Genomic DNA, 20,046 nt, shown 5'->3' with positions numbered 1-20,046 from the left:
CCAATCAGAAATGCTCGAACTCAAAGATATAAAACTGTCCTACGGAAGCACGCAGGTCCTGAACGGCGTTAATCTTTCGGTGAAACGCGGAGATGTGGTGTCGATTATCGGGCCTAGCGGCACCGGTAAGACCACGCTGCTGAAGTGCATCAACTACCTGGCCAAGCCGTCATCCGGGACCATCGGGTTCGATCAGATCCAGATGGATTACCAGCATGCCGACAAGACCGCGGTCCAGGCGATACGGTTGCGAACAGCCATGGTCTTCCAGCAGTTCAACGTCTTCAAGAACATGACGGTGATTCAGAACGTTATGGATCCGCTCGTTGTGGTGCAGCGCAAATCCAGGGAAGAAGCGCAGGAAATCGCCCAACGGGAGCTTGAGCGGGTTGGCCTCTCCTCGAAGCGAGACAGCTACCCATCCCAGCTCTCGGGCGGTCAGCTCCAGCGTACCGGTATTGCACGTGCGTTGGCAGTTCGTCCGGATGTGATCCTCTTCGATGAGCCCACGTCATCGCTGGATCCTGAACTTGTTGGCGAAGTTCTGAAGGTGATTAGAGACGTCACGTCCTCTGGCATCACTTCGCTGCTTGTGACCCACGAGATGCAATTTGCAAAAAGCATCTCAAACCGCATCGTCTTCATGGATCGGGGCGTCGTTGCCGCCGATGGCAGTCCGGCTGAGATCTTCGATGCACCTTCCAGCCCAAGACTTGCTCAATTCCTGCAGTCAGAACTCGCATTTCAATAGTCCAAACAAGAAGGGAACCAAGAAATGTCTGCTATCAAATCCAATTTTTCCCGTCGCTATGCCTTGGCTGTCGCTGGCAGCATCGCAATTGCCCTTGCAACCGCAGGGATCAGCTATGGTCAGACCGTTCGCACGATCAAGATCGCGACGTCTGCCGAATCCAAGCCGCTGGCATGGGGCGCGATCGGCGTCGAGCCGCAAGGCTATGAGCCCGATCTTCTGAGAGCGATCAACGCAAAGCTCCCGCAGTACAAGTTTGAGATGGAAGGTGTTTCGGATATCGCGCAGGAAACCGGCCTCGCCACGGGCAAGTACGACATCGCGGTCGGTGGCTACTACAAGTCGCCTGAGCGCGCCAAGCAGTTCTTCATTCCGGAAAACCCCATGGGCGCCAGCCTGATGAAGATCTACAGCAAAAAAGGCAGCGGCATAAAGGAAATGAAGGACTTGGTCGGCAAGAGGATCGTTCCGACCACGGCCGGCGGTGGAACATACAAGTTCATCATGAATTGGCAAAAAGAAAATCCACAATACAAGCTTGAAGTAACGGCATCTAGCGCCGGTATTCCCTATCCGAACCGCCTGGACGAAGTTCAGAACGGCAAATTCGACGCGCTTGTCTTGCCGTCTAATCTCGGTGAGCAGACCGTCATCGAGGAAAAGAAGCTCGATATTGTGGCATCCGATCCGGTCTTCAGCAACAACACCTACATGCTGATTCACAGATCGGACGAAAACAAGGTTTTAGCCGACGACGTGAACAAGGTTCTCAAGGAATTAAAAGACGATGGCACGATCGAAAAACTCTCGCAGAAATGGTTCGGCGAGGACATCGTCAAATACATGAAGTAACAGGACCTTTCGCCACACTATAGCGATAGCCAGCGGTAAGGCTGAATTGAAAGAAGGAGCGTTTCAAAGTGGATGTTTCTGCTATGATTCCCGAGCTGCTCTCGGCGTTGCCGCTGACGCTCGCCATTACCTTTACGGCCATGGTCGTCGGCTTTTGCTTGGCTCTCGTCGCGACAACACTCCGGGTTCGGAGGATACCGGTAATCAGTCATCTGACTGACCTCTACGTGTCCTATGCCCGGAGTGTTCCCGTCGTCCTGCAGTTGTTCGTCGCGTTCTATGGGCTGCCCTTGTTGGTGATCCTGTTCGGCGCCAAGGATTTTATTTCTGCAACGATCGCTGCGATGGTGGGGCTGAGCCTCTATCATGGAGGGTATCTGTCGGAAGTCATGCGACCTGCATACCTGGCCGTCGATCGCGGCCAGCATGATGCGGCCGACAGTCTGGGATATACCTTCCGCCAGAAAATCACCCGCGTCGTTGGCCCGCAAGCGGTGCACTTCGCATTGCCGGGCTATGGAAACTCCATCATCTACCTGATCCATAACGTTGCGCTGGTCATGTACATCGGGGCTGCGGACGTGATGGCGACCGCGCACTTGATCATGGAGCGCGACTATAACCAGTACCAGTTCGAAACGTACCTCGTGCTGGCGGTTATCTATTCGCTGATGTGCCTTGTCGCGTGGCTCGTCGTGCGCTTCTTCGAGCTCCGCTCCCCGATGCAAGCGCCAGAGACAACGACAACAGCTCAGATCAAGAACGCGGCCGTCGCGAGCGTGTGACGTAACGAGGGTATTCGACCATGTTTGATACCGACATTTTGCTCCAAGACTCGCGGGAAATTCTGGGCGCCGTACCCGTAACGCTTGCCATGGCGTTCACGATTTTCGCCCTGTCGACGATCGTCGGCAGCCTTTTTGCGCTCGTCGAACATAGGCGGATTCCCGTGCTGCGAGAGCTCATCATGGCCTACAAGGTCGTCTTCAAGGGCGTTCCGATGGTGATCGTGATTTTCCTCGCCTATTTCGGTCTGCCCCCGGCACTCCAGTTCCTGCTCTCGTTGCTCGGGATCAACTTCAACGCCCACGAAACGCCCAACTGGGTAATCCTTGTCATTGCAGTCACCGGTTGTGTTGCGGCGTTCCAAGCGGAGATCATCAAAGGAGCCCTCAACGCCTTCGATACCGGTCAGTCGGACGCCGCCCATTCGCTGGGCTATACAAGCGGCCAACTGTTCCGACGGATCCTATTTCCCCAGGTGGCCCTCACCGCAATTCCAGACCTGACAACCTCGATGATGGTGATCATGAAGGCGCTTTCCCTCGGGTTCGCCATCGAGGTTGTCGACATCTTCGCCCAGTCCCAGTTGACCGCCGCGCTGAATTACTACTACCTCGAAGCGTTCGTGATTGCCGTCGTGATCTACATGGTGATTGCCTATATCGTCACACAGATCGCCGACAGACTGGAGCAAGCCCTTAGGGTGCGGACGTGAGGGCAAGCATGTGGCACAGGATAGCCAAGCTTCGGATATCGAGCCGCACCTGGGAGGCAATTCTTTTGGGGATGAAAAGCTTGAGGCGAACCTCAAATAGCCGATGTAGGTACTGGTGATTTGACGCGATTCCGTGGATAGCGGTCCTCCGCCATCACCATCCCGCCCGACGACGCTACGATGTGCATGCTCGGACGGGTGGTCGGAATCGAACCGACACTCCTTTCGGAACTGGATTTTGAATCCAGCGCGTCTAGCAGTTTCACCACACCCGCAAGGTGCTATCTCATTGACCTCTTAACGCTCTCATACTGCACCTAGGTAGAAAGTGGCAGTTTGAGAATTAGGCGGCCGTCAACTCCTAACCTATTGAACTCTAATCCTATTGCCCTGCGTGCTGAAGCTAGACGCATCCTGATTTTGAGCGGCCAGTTGACGGCCGTCCAAAATGATTATTAAGTTCGGTCATAGAACGAATTAATCGGAGCCGCTGTTGAACGACGTCCCGCGCATTTCTCGTCAGTTCTCGCAGCGCTCCGTCATGGAGGCGATCGTGCAAGGCGGGCCGATCTCGCGCGCTTCGATCGCAAAGCAGACCGGCTTGTCCAAGCAGACAATCTCCGAGATCGTCAGGACACTCGAGCAGGAAGGCTGGGTGCAGGAGACAGGGCGCACGAGCGGACATGTCGGACGCACGGCTGTCACTTACGAACTCGTATTTGACGCGGCCTACATCGCGGCCGTCGACCTCGGCGGCGCCAAAGTCCGGGTCGCCCTCACCGATCTTGCCTGCCAGATATTCGCGGAGGAAACGGCGCCGACCGATCCTCGGGGCGGACAGTTCATCGTCGACCAGATCGTGGATCTGGCGCTTCAGGCGGCCGAGAGGCACCGAATCTCGCGCACAAAGATAAGGCTGGCGGTGATTGGTGTTCCCGGCGCACCTGACAAGAAGACGGGCCGCGTCCTGCTTGCCCCGAATATTGCCGGCTTTGGCACGATGAATGTCGTTCGCGCTTTCGAGCAGGCATTCGGGTTTCATGTAGTGATCGAGAACGATGTCAATCTGGCGGTGCTCGGCGAGAACTGGCAGGGGTGCGGCCGCGGTATCGACAATCTCGCCTTCATAGCGCTGGGTACCGGTATCGGCAGCGGCCTCATGGTTGGAGGCAATCTGGTGCGGGGCGCCAGCAATGCAGCCGGCGAGATGGGCTTTTTGCCGATTGGCGCCGATCCTTTCGCGCCGACATCGTTGCGCGCCGGCGCTTTCGAGCGCGTGGTCGCAACCAACGCCATGGTTGAACGCTACGCAGCGCTGACGGGCAACATCGTCAACGTGCCGACGATTTTCCACAGTGCATTGGCCGGAGACAGGCATGCCGCGACGGTGCTCGAAGAAACCGCGCGCTACCTGGCGCAAGGCATTGTGGCCATAGCGGCAATTGCCAATCCGCAAAAGGTCGTCCTGGGCGGCTCGATCGGGCTGCGGCCGGAAATCCTGTTGCGCGTTAGGGACCTGCTGCCGCGCTGCTTCCCCTATCCTATCGCCGTTGAGGCCAGCGAACTGGGGTCGCGGGCAGCGCTCATCGGCGCTGCCGCCATCGGGCTCAGCCAGTTGCACAACACACTGTTCGGCGTCGACGCGCCCGACGGACGCATTTCGCTCCCCCCAGCCAGTTCGGCCGTGCTGCGCGAGGCCACGCTATGACCGCCTTAAAGGACATCACCGCCCGCTTGCGCGCCGCCCTCGATCGCGACGCAGCGGTGGAGCTTCTGCAGGGGGCAATCGGCCGCGAAAGCATAACCGGTCACGAAGAAAACTTTGTCGCCTTCCTTGAAGACCGGATGCGCGTGCTTGGCTTGAGCGAAATTCGGCGTGCGGAATTCGCGCCCGGCCGGCCCAACGTCTGGGGTGAGCGCAAAGGTGCTGGCGCCGGCAAGCGGCTGCTCTTCATCGGCCACACCGATACGGTCCATGTCGAGGGCTGGCGCGAGCACTGGGCTGGCACCACCAAGCAGGATCCGTTTGCCGCGCCAATGATCGACGGGCAGATCTGGGGCCGCGGCGCTGGTGACCTCAAGGCCGGCATCTGCTCCGCGCTGTCGGCACTCTCTCTGCTCGACACCGCCGACATCCAACTGGCCGGCGATGTTGCCTTTGCCTTCGTCGGCGACGAGGAGAGCGGCCAGCCTGGAACCGGCGTCTCCGCCGGCATCAAGGACTTCGTCGGCCGCATCGAGAGAGGCGAAGTCTTGGCGCCCGATTTCGTCGTCTATGTGGAGCCTACCCGCCTTTCGGTTTATCCGGCCCAAATTGGCTTCTTCATTACCGACATCACCATCACCGGACGATCAGCCTATTTCGGCGTACCCGAACTCGGCAAGGATGCCTTGCGTGCAAGCCACGCCGTGATGAGCGCGCTATGGAAGCATTCGGAAGATGTTGCAACAAGAGCCGAGCACCCGCTGATTGGGCGTGGCTTCCTGCTGATCACCGGGCTTGCGGGCGGCGGCTACATCGCGGTGCCCGAACGCTGCACGTTGTCGCTGATCCGCAAGCTGTTGCCCGGCGAGTCGCTGGACGAGGCCGCCGCCGAAATCGAGGCAGTGGTGCGCGGCGCCATCACCGATCCCGAAATTATGTTGGCGTTCGCCTATCCGGCAGGCCGCGATCATCCGCTCGGGGGTAACGCCGCCGAGATTGCACCTGACAGGCCGGAGGTCGGCGCTCTTGCTGCCGCCATGGCCCGATCGATGGCTGGTCGCGGCGCCATCGAAGGCGCGCCATTCTGGTCAGAGTCATCATTTTTCACCAACCGGCTCGGCATCCCCGCCGTGTACTGCGCGCCAGGCGACATTCGCAACTGCCACACCTTCGACGAACACGTCGATGTCGAGGAATATCTGGCGGGCGTCGTAGGCTTCGCCCGGTTCATGGTGGAGTATTGCGGCGTTACGGAATGAAGGACAACTGAGAGCGAAAATGGGAGAACTACCATGCTGATAGACAGACTTGTTGCTACAGCACTTGCAGGCAGCCTTATGCTGTTGGCCGGCGGAGCCGGCGCACAGACAGTGGGACCAAGCGGCGAGACGGCGACACCCAGCGCCGAGGTTAGATTGTCGGACGCAGACCTGGCCGCAGTAAAGGAGAAGGGCTACAAGGCCGCGCTGCTGTGGCACACCTCCTCAGACTTCACCAATGCGGTCACGTCCGGTGCCAAGGATGAATTTGCCCGTGCCGGCATTCAAATCGTCGCCACCACCGACGCGGGCTTTGACGCCGCGCGCCAGCGCAGCGACATCGAAACCGCGCTCGCGGCGAAGCCAAACGTCATCCTGTCCCTGCCCCTCGATCCGGTCACTTCGGCCGAGGCGTTCCGTCAGGCGCTCACCGACGGCACCAAGCTGGTATTCCTTTCCAATCTGCCGAAAGGCTACAAGCACGGAACCGACTATGCCGCCATCGTCACTGACGACCTGTTCCAGATGGGCAAGCAGGCGGCCGATGCACTGGCCAAGGCGCTCGATGGCAAGGGCAAGGTCGGCTACATCTTCCACGACGCCAGTTACTATGTGACGAACCAGCGCGACCAGGCTTTCAAGACAACGATCGAGAAGGATTATCCCGGTATCAAGATCGTCGCCGAGCAGGGGATCTCCGATCCGGCGCGGGCAGAAGAGCTGGCCAGCGCCATGCTCGTGCAGCATCCCGACCTTGACGGCATCTACGTCACCTGGGCCGAACCGGCCGACGGCGTGCTGTCGGCCTTGCGGGCAAGCGGAAACACCAAGACCAAGATCGTTACGCTCGACCTCGCCGAACCGGTCGCGCTCGACATGGTCAAGGGCGGCAACGTGACCGCACTGGTGGCCGACAAGGCGTATGAGCTCGGTCGCGCCATGGCCGCTGTCGGCGTCAAGGCGCTGCTCGGCCAGGAGACGCCGGCCTTCGTCGTTGCCCCGGCGCTTACCGTGACCAAGCAGAACGTTGCGCAGGGCTGGAAGGACTCGTTGAACCGCGACGCGCCGCAATCGGTGCTCGACGCAGCCAAGTGACAGGCGAATGCCCGGCGGCCAATCAGGGCCGCCGACACCATAAAAGCAAGGGGAACTGACATGCGCACAGCAATTGGAATGTTGTCGGCACTGGTAGCGCTCGTCGCCGCCAACGCCTTCGCAGCCGAGGGCACCACCACGGGACCGAACGGGGAAAAGCCGACGCCGGCAAAGAGCGTCGTGCTCACACCAGCTGAGGAGCAGCAGATCAAGGACGGCAAATACACCGCCGCGCTGGTCTGGCATGAGATGAGCGAATACACCAACGCGGTGAACAGCGGCGCCCAGGACGAGTTGAAGCGGCTCGGCATCAGGGTGGTCGCTCAGACCGACGCTGGCTTTGATGCAGCCCGGCAGAAATCCGACGTCGAGACAGTACTCGCCAAAAAGCCCTCGATCATACTGTCCCTACCGGTCGATCCCGCAAGTGCGGCCACCGTCTATGATCCTGCGCGCCAGGCCGGCGTGAAATTGGGATTCGTCGACAATTCGCCGGCAGGCTACGTTCAGGACAAGGACTATGTGACCATCGTTTCGGACGACCTTTTCCAGATGGGCAACAAGGCCGGGATCGCAATGGCCGACGCGCTCGGCAAGCAGGGCAAGGTCGGCTACATCTTTCACGATGCCGATTTCTACGTCACCAACCAGCGCGATGGAGCATTCAAGCACACGATCGAGCAGGACTATCCGGACATGAAGATCGTGGCCGAGGCCGGAATGGCCGACCCCGCGCGCAGCGAGGAAATCGCGCAGGCGATGATCACACAGCACCCAGACCTCGACGGTATCTACGTTACCTGGGCTGAGCCGGCGCTTAGCGTGCTGTCCACATTGCGGGCGGCCGGCAACAGCCACACCAAAATCGTCACGCTCGACCTGAACGAACCGGCGGCATTGGACATGGTGAAAGGCGGCAACGTTGCGGCACTCATCGCAGACGAAGCCTACGACATCGGCGTGACGCTGGCACGCGCCACGGCCGCCTCGTTGATCGGCAAGAAGGCCGCGCCGTTCATCGTGGTCGATTCCCTCGCCGTCACCAAGGACACTGTCAAGGACGGGTGGAAGCGGTCCCTCAACAAGGACGTGCCCGCGACCGTCGCGGCCGCCATGAAGTAGCGGCAGACAATGGCGCCCCGCCGGAGGAAGTGAGAATGTCGAGTATCAACACCAGCCCCGGCCGGGCAGCGAGCTTGGTCAGCCGCTTCAACCTGCAGCAATATGTCGTCTATCTCGGATTTCTGGCGATCTTCCTGTTCTTCGCGATCGTACTGAAGGACAGCGGTTTTCTGACGGTCCGCAACCTGTCGAACATCGTGCTGCAGACAGCACCCGTGACGATCATGGCGATCGGCCTCGTCTTTGTCATGTCGGCGGGCGAGATTGATCTTTCGATAGGTTCGATCGTTGCCGTGGCAGCCCTTGCCGCCGCGGTGGCGATAAACGCCTACGGCTTGTTGGCCGGGGTGCTGGCCGGCCTCGGCGCCGGCCTGCTGATCGGCCTGCTCAACGGCGCCCTCGTGGCTTACGTCAAGTTGCCTTCATTCCTGGTAACGCTGGCGACGCTCGGGTTGTTTGCCGGGGTATCTCGCTCGATGACCGATTTGCGGTCGATCCCGGTCACCAACGACGCCTTCACCGGTTTCTTCGGCTCGGGTTCTTTGCTGGGTGTCCCGTCGTTGATCTGGTGGACGGTCATTGCCGTTGCGATCGCGCATCTCATCTTTCGCGAGACGCGCTTCGGCGCCCATGTGCTGGCCACCGGCGACAACAGCCGTGCCGCCAGTGTTTCCGGCATTAGCGTGGCGCAGATAAGGCTGGCCGTTCTGACCATAAGCGGCGGGCTCGCCGGCCTTGCCGGGCTGCTCTATGCCGGCCGGCTGCAGGCTGCGAAATATACGCTCGGCGAAACCGACCTTATGACGGTGATAGCGGCCGTCATTGTCGGCGGAACCCTGCTTAACGGCGGCAAGGGATCGATTGTCGGTGCGCTGGTCGGCTCGCTGATGATGGGCATGCTGAACAACGGCCTCATCCTGATGGGCCTGTCCGTCTCCGACCAGATGATCGTGCGCGGCTTGATCATTCTTGCGGCGGTCGCCGTATCGCTGCGCGAAAAGTCCCGTTGAAGGAGTTTTGTCATGTTCCTCGATGTTCTGCGGCGCCGCAATCCGAGCTTTATAGAAAGCGCCACGCGCCTGCACCAGGAAGGAAAGCTGCCGGCTAATTCCTATGTGCTCGACCTCGATGCCGTCGAAAGCAACGTCCGGGTCCTGAAGCGCGAGGCCGACCGGTTCGGCCTGAAGATTTTCGCCATGACCAAGCAGGTCGGCCGCGCCAGTTCGTTCTGCCATGCGCTCAAGCGTGGCGGCATCGATCAGGCCGTTGCCGTCGACATGGCCTGCGCGCGGGCAACGCACAGAGCCGGCCTGAGGCTCGGTCATCTTGGCCACCTGCAGCAGATCGCAAGGCACGAGGCCAATGCGGCGGCCAAAACGTTCAGGCCGGACTATTGGACCGTCTTCAACGACACCAAGGCTGAAGAAGCCGCTGCCGGCGCAAGGCTCGCCGGGTACACGCAAAACCTGCTTGCCCGCATCCGCGCCGATGGTGACGTTTTCTACCGCGGCCACGAAGGTGGTTTTGAGGCGGCCGATATCGCCGCGGTCGCCGAAAAACTGGATGGTCTCGACGGCGCACGGTTCGCTGGTATCACCACCTTCCCGGCGCTGTTGTTCGACCAGACCACGCGAACGGTCCTGCCGACACACAATCTGGCGACACTGGGCAGAGCTGCCGAAGCGCTCGCCAAGTCCGGCCGCAGCAACATAGAGGTGAACGCGCCCGGCACAACGTCGAGTGTCCTGATTGGCGCGCTGGCCGAAGCCGGCGCCACGCAATGTGAACCGGGCAATGGCTTGGCCGGCACCACCGCGCTGCACGTCATGGAGGATCTGCCGGAGCTCCCTGCCGTTCTGTATTTGACCGAGGTCTCGCATTTGTCTGGCGGCAAAGCCTACTGCCTGGGTGGCGGCTTCTATATCGATCCGATCTTTCCGGACTACGAGGTGAAGGCAATCGTGTCCGCAGAACCCACCACGGCCGCCGCCGCGCTCAGAAGCGTCGAGGTGCCGCCGCCTGCGGCAATCGACTATTACGCAATGATTGACGCTAGCGGCGCCAATGCTCCACGCCCCGGCGACACGGCGGTGTTCGGCTTTCGCGGCCAGGCGTTCGTGACCCGCGCCTACGTGGTCGGCATCTCCGGTGTCTCAAAGGGGGCGCCCCAAGTCGAAACGATCGAAAACGGTTTTGGCGAAACCGCTGCCTGGCCTGTCTAGGAGCAAGTGATGAACGCGACCACGACCGGCACGGGCCCTGTTTTGCAGCTGCGCGACATCCGCAAGAATTTCGGCGGCCTCACCGCCATCGAAAATTTCTCGCTCGAGCTCTATCCCGGCGAGATAGTGGCGTTGGTCGGCGATAACGGTGCCGGCAAGTCGACGCTGGTCAAAATCGTGACGGGGGTGCATGCTCCGACATCCGGGACGATCATCATCGAGGGGCAGGCGGTGGCAATGTCGAGCGCCACCATGGCGCGCGCCCACGGCATTGAGGTGGTCTATCAGGACCTGGCGCTCGCCGATCAGCAGACCGTCTACATGAACATGTTTCTTGGCCGCGAGCCGGTGAACCGCTTCGGCCTGCTCGACCGACGCCGGATGATCGACGACACCGAAAAGCTGGTGAAGGATCTCGACGTTCGCATCCCATCGGCTCACGCCACCATCCGCGATCTTTCGGGCGGGCAGCGCCAGGGCGTGGCGATCGCGCGCGCCACGCACTGGGCAAGCAAGCTGATCCTGCTCGACGAGCCAACCGCCGCGCTCGGCGTTGCCGAGACCGCCAAGGTCGAGACGATTGTTCTGTCGCTGAAGCAGCGCAACATTGGCGTGCTGATCATCAGCCACAGCCTCGACCAGGTGTTCAGGCTCTCAGATCGGATCTGTGTTCTGAGACGTGGCAAACAGATCGGCGTGCGCAGGACCAGCGAGACCGACAAGAACGAGATCGTCGCCATGATCACCGGGCTTCAGCACTAGCCCGGTCCGACAGAGGCGCGCCGTTCAGATATTGCGTTACCCGAGCAGCGAGTGGGATGACTTCAGATCCACGATCAGGCCTCGGCCAGAGAATGTCGCCAGCATCAATCTAGAGCGCGCAGATAGCGGATGGGGCGGCCACCGGCAATCCGGTCGGCCGCTGTGGCTATGGAATTGGCGTCAATGCCGAAGTGGCGGTAAAGGTCGCCGATCGTGCCCGACTGGCCAAAATGCTCGACGCCGAGACTGCGCGTGCGATGGCCGTAGACCGAGCCCAACCAGCCGAGCGCGGCCGGATGGCCGTCGGTGACGGTGACGATGGCGCAATGCGCCGGGAGGTCGGCAAACAACCTTTCGACATGGCTCCTGGCGTGAACAAGGCCGCGTTCGCGTGCCCGGCTCGCGGCAGTCCAGCCTGCGTTCAGCCGATCGGCCGAGGTCACCGCCAGGAGACCGACGTCGCGACGGTCCTCCGCCATCATGCCGATAGCCTCGATGGCCTCCGGCGCAACCGCGCCGGTATAGGCAACAATCACTTCGGCATTGGGACCCGGAGGCCGCAGCCAGTAGCCCCCGTCGACGATGTCCTGCTCGAGTACGGGCGTCACGCTACGCGTGATCTGCTCGACCGGGCGCGTCGAGAGCCGCAGATAGACCGAACCGCCCGTCTCGTCGCGCAGCCACGTGCGCTCCGACTGCACGGCGTCGCCGTCGCGCTGCATATAATCCAGCGCAAAGCGCATGATGACGCCCAACTCGTCGACGAAAGCCGGCTCGTAGGCGGCAAGCCCGTCTTGCGCTATGCCGATCAACGGTGTGGCGATCGACTGATGCGCCCCGCCTTCCGGCGCCAATGTGACCCCGGACGGCGTGGCGACCAGCAGGAAGCGCGCGTCCTGATAGCAGGCGTAATTGAGCGCATCGAGACCGCGCTGGATGAACGGATCGTAGAGCGTGCCGATCGGCAGTAGCCGTTTGCCGAAAATCGAATGCGACAGCCCAAGGGCCGACAGCAGGATGAACAGATTGTTCTCGGCGATGCCGAGTTCGATGTGCTGGCCGGAGGTGCCGAATTCCCATTTCTGCGCCGAGGCGATGCGTTCGCTGCGGAAAGTGTCGGCGAGTGACTGACGCGCGAACAGGCCGCGCCGGTTGACCCAGGGGCCGAGATTGGTCGAAACCGTGACATCGGGCGATGCCGTGACGATCGCGTCGGCGAGCGGCCCGCCAGCCCGCGCAATCTCGTCCAGAATTCTGCCGAAGCCGACCTGCGTGGAGACGCTGCCTTTGGCTTCCGCGACGAGACGACCAGGGACCACGATGCGCTGGGCGCGCCGGCGCCGCTGGCCCTTTGCCGCGAACGGAACGGCATCGAGGAACCGTTGCAGCTCCAAATCCCCAACAGGCAATCCCTCGAAGGCGTTCCACTCCCGCCCGTCGCCGACCGACATCGAGGCGCGGAGGACCGCCATCTGATCCCTGGTCATCAGGCCGGCGTGGTTGTCTTTGTGGCCGGCGAGCGGCAGGCCGAAGCCCTTGATCGTATATGCAATGAAGCATGTCGGTCGATCGTTGCCGCGTGCCGTCCCGAAGGCCTCGATCAGGCCTGGTAGGTCGTGGCCGCCGAGATTGGTCATCAGCGCGGCGAGTTCGGCATCGGAGCGCCGGTCGAGAAGCGATGCCAGGCCCGGCTTGTCTCCGATGTCGGCGATCAGGCGCTTGCGCCAAGCGGAGCCGCCCTGATAGGTCAGCGCCGAATAGAGCTGGTTCGGGCAGGCGTCGATCCAAACCTTCAGCGCCTCGCCCCCCGGTTCGGTGAAGGAGGCTTCGAGCAGCGAGCCGTATTTCAGGATCACGACGTCCCAGCCGAAATTCCGGAAAATGTTTTCGAAGCGTTCCCAAAGGCCTTCGCGAACCACGGCATCGAGGCTCTGTCGGTTGTAGTCGACGATCCACCAGCAGTTGCGCAGGCCGTGTTTCCACCCTTCGAGCAGCGCCTCGAAGATGTTGCCTTCGTCCATCTCGGCGTCGCCGATCAGCGCCACCATGCGGCCTTCGGGCATGCTTTCGTCGCGGGTGCTGAGATAATCCTGCACAAGGGAGGCAAACAGCGTCTGCGCGACACCGAGCCCAACTGAGCCGGTGGAGAAATCGACGTCGTCGACATCCTTGGTCCGCGACGGATAGCTTTGCGCGCCACCGAAGGCGCGAAACCCTTCGAGCTTCTCCCTCGTCTGATTGCCCAGAAGATACTGGATAGCGTGAAACACTGGCGAAGCATGCGGCTTCACCGCGATGCGGTCGTCCGGCCTCAGCACCGAAAAATAAAGCGCGGTCATGATCGTCACAAGCGAGGCCGAGGACGCCTGGTGTCCGCCAACCTTCAAGCCGTCCGTGTTTTCGCGCAGGTGATTGGCGTTATGGATCATCCATGTCGACAGCCAGAGCACCTTTTTCTCCAGCGCCGAAAGTGCCTCCAGTTTTTGTTTGTCCATGCTGCAAGACTCCCGGTTGCGATCGTCGCAATCATAGGGCTGAGCAAGAACCGATTGTCGCTAAACTTGCATGAGATTGGCAGCTGCGTTAGCTGGTTTCGGCAATATCGACCAATGGAGTAACGTTCCATGCCAAAAACTCGACTAGACGGTATCGACCGAAAGATCATTGCTGCGCTGCAGGTCGATGGCAGGATGACGGCCCAGCAGCTTGCCGAGCGGGTCGGCCTTTCGGCCTCCCCCTGCGCCCGCCGGGTCCGGCTGATGGAGGATATGGGCGTGATCACCGGCTATGCCGCCCTGATCGACCAGGACATGGTCGATCTGCCGATCTCGGTGTTTGCCTCGATCAAGCTTGAGCGCCAGCGCGAGAACGAGCTGAAGCGGTTCAACGCGGCGATCGCGCGCTGGCCGGAGGTGGTCGATTGCTATCTGATGACTGGCCAGCGCGACTATCTGCTGCGTGTGGTGGTGCGCGACCTGCACGCCTATGAGCGCTTCCTGAAGGAAAAGCTGACGCGGCTCGATGGCGTCTCCTCGATCGAGTCCAGCTTCGCGCTTGCGCAGATCAAGCGGTCGAACCGGCTGCCGGTCGAGACATGATTTTTTCCAAACGTTGGCAAGTCAATCGCTTAGATTCTCCGGTTTCGAACAGCCCGATTTCGCCCGGTGGTGACTGGAGCGGCCGTTTTTGCGATTAGCGTTTCGGCTGACAGGTAGATGCACGATCGCCGGCATCCACCAACTTGTCCGCCAGGCAACATGTCGTTCCAGGCGTAACGCCCAGCGACGGCCTACGGTCAGGCCAGCTGCTTGATTGGCGTGTCGGCCCAAAGCACGGGGTCGGTTATGCGGTAGAATTGTCGCGTCGCGGCCAAGGCAGACGGGCCGACGTCGACCATCACGCCGATGATGGTCATGTCATCGCACTTGAATGAAGACCCAAGCTGCTTTGGGCACCAGCCGATCGATGCCAAGCGGTCGAACCAGTAGTCCTCACAGACGATCGTCAGATTGCCTATGCCTCTTTGAATGCAGAATTCCAGAATTCCGCAGTAGATCACGCCGGCGGCCTGGCAGGGTCGACCAGGCTCGCGAAAATCCCGGGCCACGAAAAATCTCGTCCACTCATAGATATCGGCTCGGCGCGGAACGCCACCTTCGGCAAGTTGCGGAAAGATTTCGCTCATCAGATGCGGTCTGAGGCTCGGCACCAGGCGGGATCCGGCAACGACACCTCTTCCCGGCTGGATGCCGAGCAGATGAATCGCCTCGGATGTATCAAACGGGTCGATCTCGCGACTGTCGGGGCGCCTCAGCTCATGCCAGCCACGTTCATCGACATAGATTTCATGTCGCAGGCGGAAGTAACTGTCGAGATCCCCTCGATAGGCAAAGCTGTTTGACGTGTCGACGACATGGACCTGAATCATTGCGGTTCCTCGAGATGGAACCCCATCCGATCACGCGACGATTGCCCGTGAAATACCCAGATCTGAGGATGGATCAAAGTTCGATTTCGTGCCTGCGAAAAGCCTCGACGATTGCGTGCACGACGTTGGCGGTGCTGAGCTTCTGCTTGATGTTGCGCAGGTGGGTAGTCACAGTGTTTTCCGAGATGCCAAGTATTCGGGAAACCTCCCATGCGGTTTTTCCTCCCGCGACCCACTGCAGGATTTCACGTTCTCGCTGGGAAAGCTTTTGTCTCGGCCGCCCGAGCGAGCTGCCAACGAGTCGTTCGGCAGCCGAATAGGCATGGCGCGCAAGCGCATGAACGGTGCAGCGCACCGTCGGCGCCAAATCAATTTCGCGTCCGGCAACCGTTACGCAGGCCGGATTGCCAAACGCAGCCTGGATCGGGATGCAGATCCCGTCCCAAAGCCCAAATTCTTTTGCCTCATCCATCACCCTCCTGGCATTGCCGTTCGTCAAGCCGTGATGGACGTCCCTCCAAAGGAACGGCCCGATCGCACCACGGCACAAAGCAACGCAAGGGTCATGACGATAGTGCCCGGCAGCCATGTAGTGGTCGTACCATTCCCCCGGCCAACCGTTGACGAGGATGTGTCCATCCAGCGATCCGGTGTCCTGGCGTGGCAATTCGGTGACGAGACAGGCTGCATAGCCATGACGTTCGATGCTCTTGCGCAGTTGCCGAATGATTTCGGCGGCGCTGCTTGCACGATCAATCAGCGCGGTTGCTTCAAAGATTTGCGTTAACTGGTGCTGTAAGACGCTCCCATGAACTGCCGGCATTTCACGCCCCTTCAATGTACTGAGACAAAGAAAGAATAAATGAGTTGGCCCCGACCGCAACATGCGGCATGACGTTTGACTACTATAGTAGGTGGCACTAAAGGGCGCGTTCTGACTGCCTCGCAGCATGAGGCTGAGGTCGGTTTTTGCTCGCAATCTGAGGTTGCTTCGCCAGGGCACCGGCTTGTCGCAGGAACAGCTCGCGGACCTTGCCGGCCTTGATCGAAACTATGTCGGCAAGCTCGAGCGGGAGGAGAACTCACCGACCCTCGATACATTGGAGGTACTGGCGTTGGCATTGCAGGTTGACGTGGAGCAGCTCGTCCGTCGCAACTCGCCGTGATCCACCGGCCAAGAGGCCGCGGGAGGATCAGGATTTTCTGCTGCGCCGCCCACGTTGCACCACAGCTGGGGCGTCTTTGCCTGGCCGTTTGGTCAATTCCTCGATGTCGACGCTTAATGCAGTGGCAAGCTTTGCAAGCGACAGAAGTGTGGGGTTGCGCCGGCCGGACTCCAGACCACTCAGGTAGGCGCGCGTGAACCCTGAACGGAACGACAGTTCCTCCTGAGAGAGGGCTTGTGCGCGCCGAATCCTCTGTACGTTCAAGCCGACAACCACCCGTAGGTCCATGAGGGCATGGTCGTCGCTGCGTACACTTTAGGACGACACACTATAGTGAACATTCGGCATTGACAGACGCCGCCATTGCTGCTTTTCTCATCATATTACGGAACGCCATTCCGAAATAAGGAACGCCAGTGACAGGAAATCTTTCGTTGGAACGTGGCCTTGCGGTTCTCAATGTCCTCAAGGAAGCGGACGAAGCGGTCGGGGTGCGCGAACTCGCCCGCCGGCTTGAGCAGAGTGCTCCCGCCGTGCAGCGAATTCTGAACACCCTGGCAGAGCAGGGCTATGTCGAGCAGTCGCCAGACTCGCGGCGCTACCGGCTCGGTCACTCTGTTCTCGCGCTGGCGCGGAAGGTCCTGGGCAGAGATCGCCTGGTTGGTTTGGCAGAAATCGAACTGCAGGCGTTGGCCGCCGAAGGTTGCTTCAATGCATTCCTGGGCATCAGGCGAGGCAATCGCGGTATTTATCTCCTGACCGTGCACAGCAAGAGTCCGGTCGTCATTCGCTCGTCACCCGGCGAAATGTTCCCCTTGCACTCCACCGCGCTGGGTAAGGCACTCCTGATGGAGCTGAGCGGCGATGCAGTTGTTGGAATTCTCGGACGGGGTCCGCTGGAGCAGGTTGCCGTACGCACCGTCACGGACCCGCACAAGCTCGTTGCTCAGATCAGGGCGTCCGAATCTATCGGTTACACAACCTCCCTGGACGAGAACTTTACCGGGTTGATCGCTGTCGGCGCACCGCTTCGCGATGCATCAGGCACGATCATCGCGGCGATAAGTGTGGCCTACCCGCGGTCTGTGGGGCCGCATGTGGAGATCGCCGAGACTGGAGAGGCAGTAATGGCGGCTGCGGCGCGCATTTCCGCCGGCCTCGGCTTTCTGGAAGCAAAACAGGCTCGGGATTCCCATCATGCTGCTTAACGAGGCCCGCCTGCAACAATGCATGTCGGCAGCCGGGCTTGATGCCGTTATAGCCACGACACCGGAAAACGTGACCTATATGAGCGGCTTCTGGGCTCTGCCGCAATGGATTCGTCGTGGCCCGCAGACTTATGTAATGTGGCCGGCTCCGGACAAGGGCACGCCTGAAATCATCACCAGCACCAGCACGCTCGACCTCATTGCCGATCAGGAAGTCTGGGTAAGCAAGGTGCGGCGCTTCGGCGACTTTTACGCCGATGTCGGTTCCTCGACCACCGTGGACCGCGCCAACGAACGACACCTCCAGCTTCGCGACCTGCCGAGGCATGGCGATGCAATTGCGGCTTTGATCGCGGCATTGGAAGAAGCCCGGCTCGGCCGCGGGCGGATCGGCATAGACGAGGCGGGGCTCGCGCCAGGATACCAGGAAACCCTCAGAGCCCATTTTTCCAATGCGTCGTTCCTACCAGCCACGGCGCTGCTTCGCGAGGTTCGTGCCGTAAAGACGGCAGATGAAATCGAACGGCTCGGCCAGGTTGCCCAGATTGCCGAACGCTCCATTCAAGCCGCCCTCGCCCTTGCTCAGGAAGGCGCCACCGAAGCCGATCTGGCGCGCGCTTTTCACGTCAGGACGGTCGAGGAAGGCGCCCTGCCCGTACTGGGATGCATCGGCTTTGGCGAGCGCAGCGCGCTCATGAACGTCCAGCCGTCCGACCGCAAGTTGGGCGCTGGAGAAATCATCCGCTTCGACGTCGGTGGCCGGTTTCGGCACTACCGCGCCGACATTGCCCGCATCGCCACGCTGGGCGAGCCGCCGCCGCAGGCGCATCGGCTACAGCAGGCGCTGCTGCGCGGCGTTCAGCATGCCTGCGACATTATCCGGCCCGGCATGCCGGCAGCACAGCTCTTCGAGACGGTGGTTCGTGTGGTTCAGAGCGAAGGAATTGCCCACTACGAGCGCGATCACGTCGGCCATGGCATCGGCCTTGATGGTTACGATGCGCCGACGCTCTCGGCGCGCAGTACAGACGTCCTTGAAGAAGGAATGGTGCTGTGCGTGGAGACCCCCTACTACGAAATCGGCCGCTGGGGACTCCAGGTGGAGGACATGCTGATTGTTCGCCGGCGCGGAGTGGAGCGGCTGACGCAGACGCACGATGCAATCACCCGGGTTCCGTTATGAGCCGCGCGGCAGGTTTTTCCTGTATTCGATGCGGCGCCTTGTTCCCGATCGATACCAAAATCGACTCACGCGGCTGCCCGATATGCTGCGCCGAAGCGCCAGCCAATCTTAAGGTCGTCTACGATCCATCCGGAGCTAGGTCGGCCGCTTCCGCAGCGGTTGCCGCGCTGCCCTCGCTATGGCGCTATGCCGACACGCTTCCTTGTGGGCTCGGCGATGCAATCTCCCTGGGTGAGGGCCTGACGCCGCTGCTGAGCGCCGAGAGGCTGGGAAAGCAGCTCGGCGTCCCCAAGCTTCTTATCAAGGACGAGGGCGCAAACCCTACGTGGTCCCACAAGGACCGCTTCTCGACCGTGGCGGTGTCCATGGCACGTTTGAGTGGCGCACGCGTGGTGGCGACTGCTTCGTCGGGGAACGCCGGGGCCTCACTTGCCGCCTATGCTGCACGGGCGGGCCTGAAATGCGTCGTTGTCACATTCTCAGGCACCGCCGGCGCAATGTTGGCGCAGATCCGCAAATACGGCGCAAGCGTCGTATCCCTGGCCGACAAGTCCCATCGCTGGCCATTGCTTGCCGCTGGTACCGAGCGCCTCGGATGGTTTGCAACATCACCGTTTCACAGCCCCGTGGTGGGCAGTCATCCTGTCGGGATCGAGGGCTACAAGACCTTGGCTTATGAGATCGTCGAACAGATGCACGGAGCCGTGCCGGACTGGTGCGCCGTGCCTGTTTGCTATGGCGACGCGCTTGCCGGGCTCTGGGCGGGATTCAAGCATCTTCTCAGCCAAGGCAGGATCGATCGGTTGCCGAGACTCGTGGCGGCGGAAGTGCACGGATCCTTGGCCAAGGCGCTTGCCGGCAAGGCCGATCTGGTCGCCGAGGTTCCCGCGGTTTTCGACACGCTTGCCATCTCGATCGGCACCACACGCAGCACGTTTCAGGCGCTCAACGCGCTGCGTGAATCCGGCGGCATGGCGATGCCGGTCGGCAATTTCGGCCTGATAGCCATGCAGCAGCAGCTTGCGGCCACGGAGGGAGTATTTGCCGAGCTTGCCTCGGTGACGCCATTTGCAGCTATTGAATCCTTGAGACGCGAGGGCACGATCGCGCGGTCGGACAGCGTCGTTGCCATCGTGACGGCGAGCGGCCTCAAGGATTTGGATCGTTCGACCGGCGCGGGCCAAGCACAACAATCGTTTCGGTCAGTTGCCGAAGCGTGGGAACACCTTGCCCAGGACAGCGACTATTTCACGCCCTCTGATGAACAACGCGCGGCCAAGATGTCCTGAAGAGAA

The 20,046-nt window shown here is 60.8% G+C and carries 20 protein-coding genes and 1 tRNA gene; 16 read left to right on the top strand and 5 right to left on the bottom strand.

What is annotated here, in order from left to right:
- Window positions 1-10 precede the first annotated feature (10 nt).
- From NKI52_RS22105 to NKI52_RS22090, 4 genes are all read left to right on the top strand, one after another.
- Window positions 11-751 carry an amino acid ABC transporter ATP-binding protein gene (locus NKI52_RS22105; RefSeq protein ID WP_023679366.1) on the top strand — a complete coding sequence of 247 codons (741 nt, stop codon included), beginning with the start codon at window positions 11-13 and terminating at the stop codon, window positions 749-751.
- 24 nt (window positions 752-775) lie between these two features.
- Window positions 776-1,603 carry a transporter substrate-binding domain-containing protein gene (locus NKI52_RS22100; RefSeq protein ID WP_352644377.1) on the top strand — a complete coding sequence of 276 codons (828 nt, stop codon included), beginning with the start codon at window positions 776-778 and terminating at the stop codon, window positions 1,601-1,603.
- A 68-nt stretch (window positions 1,604-1,671) separates the two neighbouring features.
- The gene (locus tag NKI52_RS22095) at window positions 1,672-2,388 is read left to right on the top strand and encodes an amino acid ABC transporter permease (RefSeq protein ID WP_023679367.1); all 717 of its coding nucleotides are present in this window, start codon (window positions 1,672-1,674) and stop codon (window positions 2,386-2,388) included.
- A 20-nt stretch (window positions 2,389-2,408) separates the two neighbouring features.
- Window positions 2,409-3,101, top strand: coding sequence for an amino acid ABC transporter permease (locus NKI52_RS22090; RefSeq protein ID WP_352699551.1), 693 nt, complete (start codon window positions 2,409-2,411; stop codon window positions 3,099-3,101).
- 193 nt (window positions 3,102-3,294) lie between these two features.
- On the opposite strand, the gene NKI52_RS22085 is transcribed toward NKI52_RS22090, so the two are convergent.
- A tRNA-Leu gene (locus tag NKI52_RS22085) sits at window positions 3,295-3,376 on the bottom strand.
- Between the two features lie 218 nt (window positions 3,377-3,594).
- Here NKI52_RS22085 and NKI52_RS22080 point away from each other — a divergent pair.
- Genes NKI52_RS22080 through NKI52_RS22050 form a run of 7 tightly spaced genes read left to right on the top strand, consistent with a single transcriptional unit; the run spans window position 3,595 to window position 11,266 of the window.
- Window positions 3,595-4,809 carry an ROK family transcriptional regulator gene (locus tag NKI52_RS22080; protein WP_352699549.1) on the top strand — a complete coding sequence of 405 codons (1,215 nt, stop codon included), beginning with the start codon at window positions 3,595-3,597 and terminating at the stop codon, window positions 4,807-4,809.
- On the top strand, window positions 4,806-6,065 hold the full coding sequence (locus NKI52_RS22075; protein ID WP_352699547.1) for a M20 family metallopeptidase: 1,260 nt from the start codon (window positions 4,806-4,808) through the stop codon (window positions 6,063-6,065). Before NKI52_RS22080 ends, NKI52_RS22075 begins: the two co-directional genes overlap by 4 nt.
- A gap of 33 nt (window positions 6,066-6,098) precedes the next feature.
- Window positions 6,099-7,160 carry a substrate-binding domain-containing protein gene (locus tag NKI52_RS22070; RefSeq protein WP_352621947.1) on the top strand — a complete coding sequence of 354 codons (1,062 nt, stop codon included), beginning with the start codon at window positions 6,099-6,101 and terminating at the stop codon, window positions 7,158-7,160.
- 60 nt (window positions 7,161-7,220) lie between these two features.
- Window positions 7,221-8,282: a substrate-binding domain-containing protein gene (locus NKI52_RS22065; protein WP_352699545.1), complete on the top strand. Its 1,062-nt coding sequence runs from the start codon at window positions 7,221-7,223 to the stop codon at window positions 8,280-8,282.
- A 35-nt stretch (window positions 8,283-8,317) separates the two neighbouring features.
- On the top strand, window positions 8,318-9,292 hold the full coding sequence (locus NKI52_RS22060; RefSeq protein WP_352621950.1) for an ABC transporter permease: 975 nt from the start codon (window positions 8,318-8,320) through the stop codon (window positions 9,290-9,292).
- Window positions 9,293-9,304: 12 nt separating this feature from the next.
- Window positions 9,305-10,504: an alanine racemase gene (locus NKI52_RS22055; RefSeq protein ID WP_352699543.1), complete on the top strand. Its 1,200-nt coding sequence runs from the start codon at window positions 9,305-9,307 to the stop codon at window positions 10,502-10,504.
- A 9-nt stretch (window positions 10,505-10,513) separates the two neighbouring features.
- Window positions 10,514-11,266 carry an ATP-binding cassette domain-containing protein gene (locus NKI52_RS22050; RefSeq protein ID WP_352699541.1) on the top strand — a complete coding sequence of 251 codons (753 nt, stop codon included), beginning with the start codon at window positions 10,514-10,516 and terminating at the stop codon, window positions 11,264-11,266.
- A gap of 104 nt (window positions 11,267-11,370) precedes the next feature.
- Here NKI52_RS22050 and NKI52_RS22045 read toward each other — a convergent pair whose 3' ends face one another.
- A complete protein-coding gene (locus tag NKI52_RS22045) occupies window positions 11,371-13,761 on the bottom strand; it encodes a thiamine pyrophosphate-binding protein (protein WP_352699539.1) in 2,391 nt (796 codons plus the stop codon).
- Window positions 13,762-13,890: 129 nt separating this feature from the next.
- On the opposite strand from NKI52_RS22045, the gene NKI52_RS22040 reads away from it, so the two are divergent.
- The gene (locus tag NKI52_RS22040) at window positions 13,891-14,364 is read left to right on the top strand and encodes an Lrp/AsnC family transcriptional regulator (protein WP_352595435.1); all 474 of its coding nucleotides are present in this window, start codon (window positions 13,891-13,893) and stop codon (window positions 14,362-14,364) included.
- Between the two features lie 197 nt (window positions 14,365-14,561).
- On the opposite strand, the gene NKI52_RS22035 is transcribed toward NKI52_RS22040, so the two are convergent.
- Together NKI52_RS22035 and NKI52_RS22030 are read right to left on the bottom strand one after the other, a co-directional pair.
- Window positions 14,562-15,194, bottom strand: coding sequence for an acyl-homoserine-lactone synthase (locus NKI52_RS22035; protein ID WP_352699537.1), 633 nt, complete (start codon window positions 15,192-15,194; stop codon window positions 14,562-14,564).
- 73 nt (window positions 15,195-15,267) lie between these two features.
- Window positions 15,268-16,017: an autoinducer binding domain-containing protein gene (locus NKI52_RS22030; RefSeq protein ID WP_352699535.1), complete on the bottom strand. Its 750-nt coding sequence runs from the start codon at window positions 16,015-16,017 to the stop codon at window positions 15,268-15,270.
- A gap of 127 nt (window positions 16,018-16,144) precedes the next feature.
- Between NKI52_RS22030 and NKI52_RS22025 the strand changes: the two genes are divergently transcribed.
- Window positions 16,145-16,360 carry a helix-turn-helix domain-containing protein gene (locus NKI52_RS22025; protein ID WP_352595442.1) on the top strand — a complete coding sequence of 72 codons (216 nt, stop codon included), beginning with the start codon at window positions 16,145-16,147 and terminating at the stop codon, window positions 16,358-16,360.
- A gap of 27 nt (window positions 16,361-16,387) precedes the next feature.
- Here the strand turns inward: NKI52_RS22025 and NKI52_RS22020 are convergent, their stop codons facing one another.
- Window positions 16,388-16,648: a helix-turn-helix domain-containing protein gene (locus tag NKI52_RS22020; protein WP_352638213.1), complete on the bottom strand. Its 261-nt coding sequence runs from the start codon at window positions 16,646-16,648 to the stop codon at window positions 16,388-16,390.
- 128 nt (window positions 16,649-16,776) lie between these two features.
- On the opposite strand from NKI52_RS22020, the gene NKI52_RS22015 reads away from it, so the two are divergent.
- The 3 genes from NKI52_RS22015 to NKI52_RS22005 are packed head-to-tail and all read left to right on the top strand — an operon-like array spanning window position 16,777 to window position 20,040.
- Entirely contained in the window at window positions 16,777-17,568 is a 792-nt protein-coding gene (locus NKI52_RS22015) for an IclR family transcriptional regulator (RefSeq protein ID WP_352699533.1), read from the top strand.
- The gene (locus NKI52_RS22010) at window positions 17,558-18,751 is read left to right on the top strand and encodes a M24 family metallopeptidase (protein ID WP_352699531.1); all 1,194 of its coding nucleotides are present in this window, start codon (window positions 17,558-17,560) and stop codon (window positions 18,749-18,751) included. Before NKI52_RS22015 ends, NKI52_RS22010 begins: the two co-directional genes overlap by 11 nt.
- Window positions 18,748-20,040 (top strand): threonine synthase, encoded by a 1,293-nt coding sequence (locus tag NKI52_RS22005; RefSeq protein WP_352699529.1) that lies wholly within the window; start codon window positions 18,748-18,750, stop codon window positions 20,038-20,040. Before NKI52_RS22010 ends, NKI52_RS22005 begins: the two co-directional genes overlap by 4 nt.
- Window positions 20,041-20,046 lie beyond the last annotated feature (6 nt).

The organism is Mesorhizobium sp. M0590 (assembly GCF_040320905.1).
Classification (GTDB): Bacteria; Pseudomonadota; Alphaproteobacteria; order Rhizobiales; family Rhizobiaceae; genus Mesorhizobium.
This window is presented reverse-complemented; position numbering and strand designations above follow the sequence as displayed.

Bases quoted from the DNA above. Each gene is read 5' to 3' on its own strand.
- NKI52_RS22105 (WP_023679366.1), top strand. From the start codon at position 11: ATGCTCGAACTCAAAGATATAAAACTGTCCTACGGAAGCACGCAGGTC.
- NKI52_RS22100 (WP_352644377.1), top strand. From the start codon at position 776: ATGTCTGCTATCAAATCCAATTTTTCCCGTCGCTATGCCTTGGCTGTC.
- NKI52_RS22090 (WP_352699551.1), top strand. From the start codon at position 2,409: ATGTTTGATACCGACATTTTGCTCCAAGACTCGCGGGAAATTCTGGGC.
- NKI52_RS22075 (WP_352699547.1), top strand. From the start codon at position 4,806: ATGACCGCCTTAAAGGACATCACCGCCCGCTTGCGCGCCGCCCTCGAT.
- NKI52_RS22070 (WP_352621947.1), top strand. From the start codon at position 6,099: ATGCTGATAGACAGACTTGTTGCTACAGCACTTGCAGGCAGCCTTATG.
- NKI52_RS22065 (WP_352699545.1), top strand. From the start codon at position 7,221: ATGCGCACAGCAATTGGAATGTTGTCGGCACTGGTAGCGCTCGTCGCC.
- NKI52_RS22060 (WP_352621950.1), top strand. From the start codon at position 8,318: ATGTCGAGTATCAACACCAGCCCCGGCCGGGCAGCGAGCTTGGTCAGC.
- NKI52_RS22055 (WP_352699543.1), top strand. From the start codon at position 9,305: ATGTTCCTCGATGTTCTGCGGCGCCGCAATCCGAGCTTTATAGAAAGC.
- NKI52_RS22050 (WP_352699541.1), top strand. From the start codon at position 10,514: ATGAACGCGACCACGACCGGCACGGGCCCTGTTTTGCAGCTGCGCGAC.
- NKI52_RS22045 (WP_352699539.1), bottom strand. From the start codon at position 13,761: ATGGACAAACAAAAACTGGAGGCACTTTCGGCGCTGGAGAAAAAGGTG.
- NKI52_RS22040 (WP_352595435.1), top strand. From the start codon at position 13,891: ATGCCAAAAACTCGACTAGACGGTATCGACCGAAAGATCATTGCTGCG.
- NKI52_RS22035 (WP_352699537.1), bottom strand. From the start codon at position 15,194: ATGATTCAGGTCCATGTCGTCGACACGTCAAACAGCTTTGCCTATCGA.
- NKI52_RS22030 (WP_352699535.1), bottom strand. From the start codon at position 16,017: ATGCCGGCAGTTCATGGGAGCGTCTTACAGCACCAGTTAACGCAAATC.
- NKI52_RS22025 (WP_352595442.1), top strand. From the start codon at position 16,145: ATGAGGCTGAGGTCGGTTTTTGCTCGCAATCTGAGGTTGCTTCGCCAG.
- NKI52_RS22020 (WP_352638213.1), bottom strand. From the start codon at position 16,648: ATGGACCTACGGGTGGTTGTCGGCTTGAACGTACAGAGGATTCGGCGC.
- NKI52_RS22010 (WP_352699531.1), top strand. From the start codon at position 17,558: ATGCTGCTTAACGAGGCCCGCCTGCAACAATGCATGTCGGCAGCCGGG.
- NKI52_RS22005 (WP_352699529.1), top strand. From the start codon at position 18,748: ATGAGCCGCGCGGCAGGTTTTTCCTGTATTCGATGCGGCGCCTTGTTC.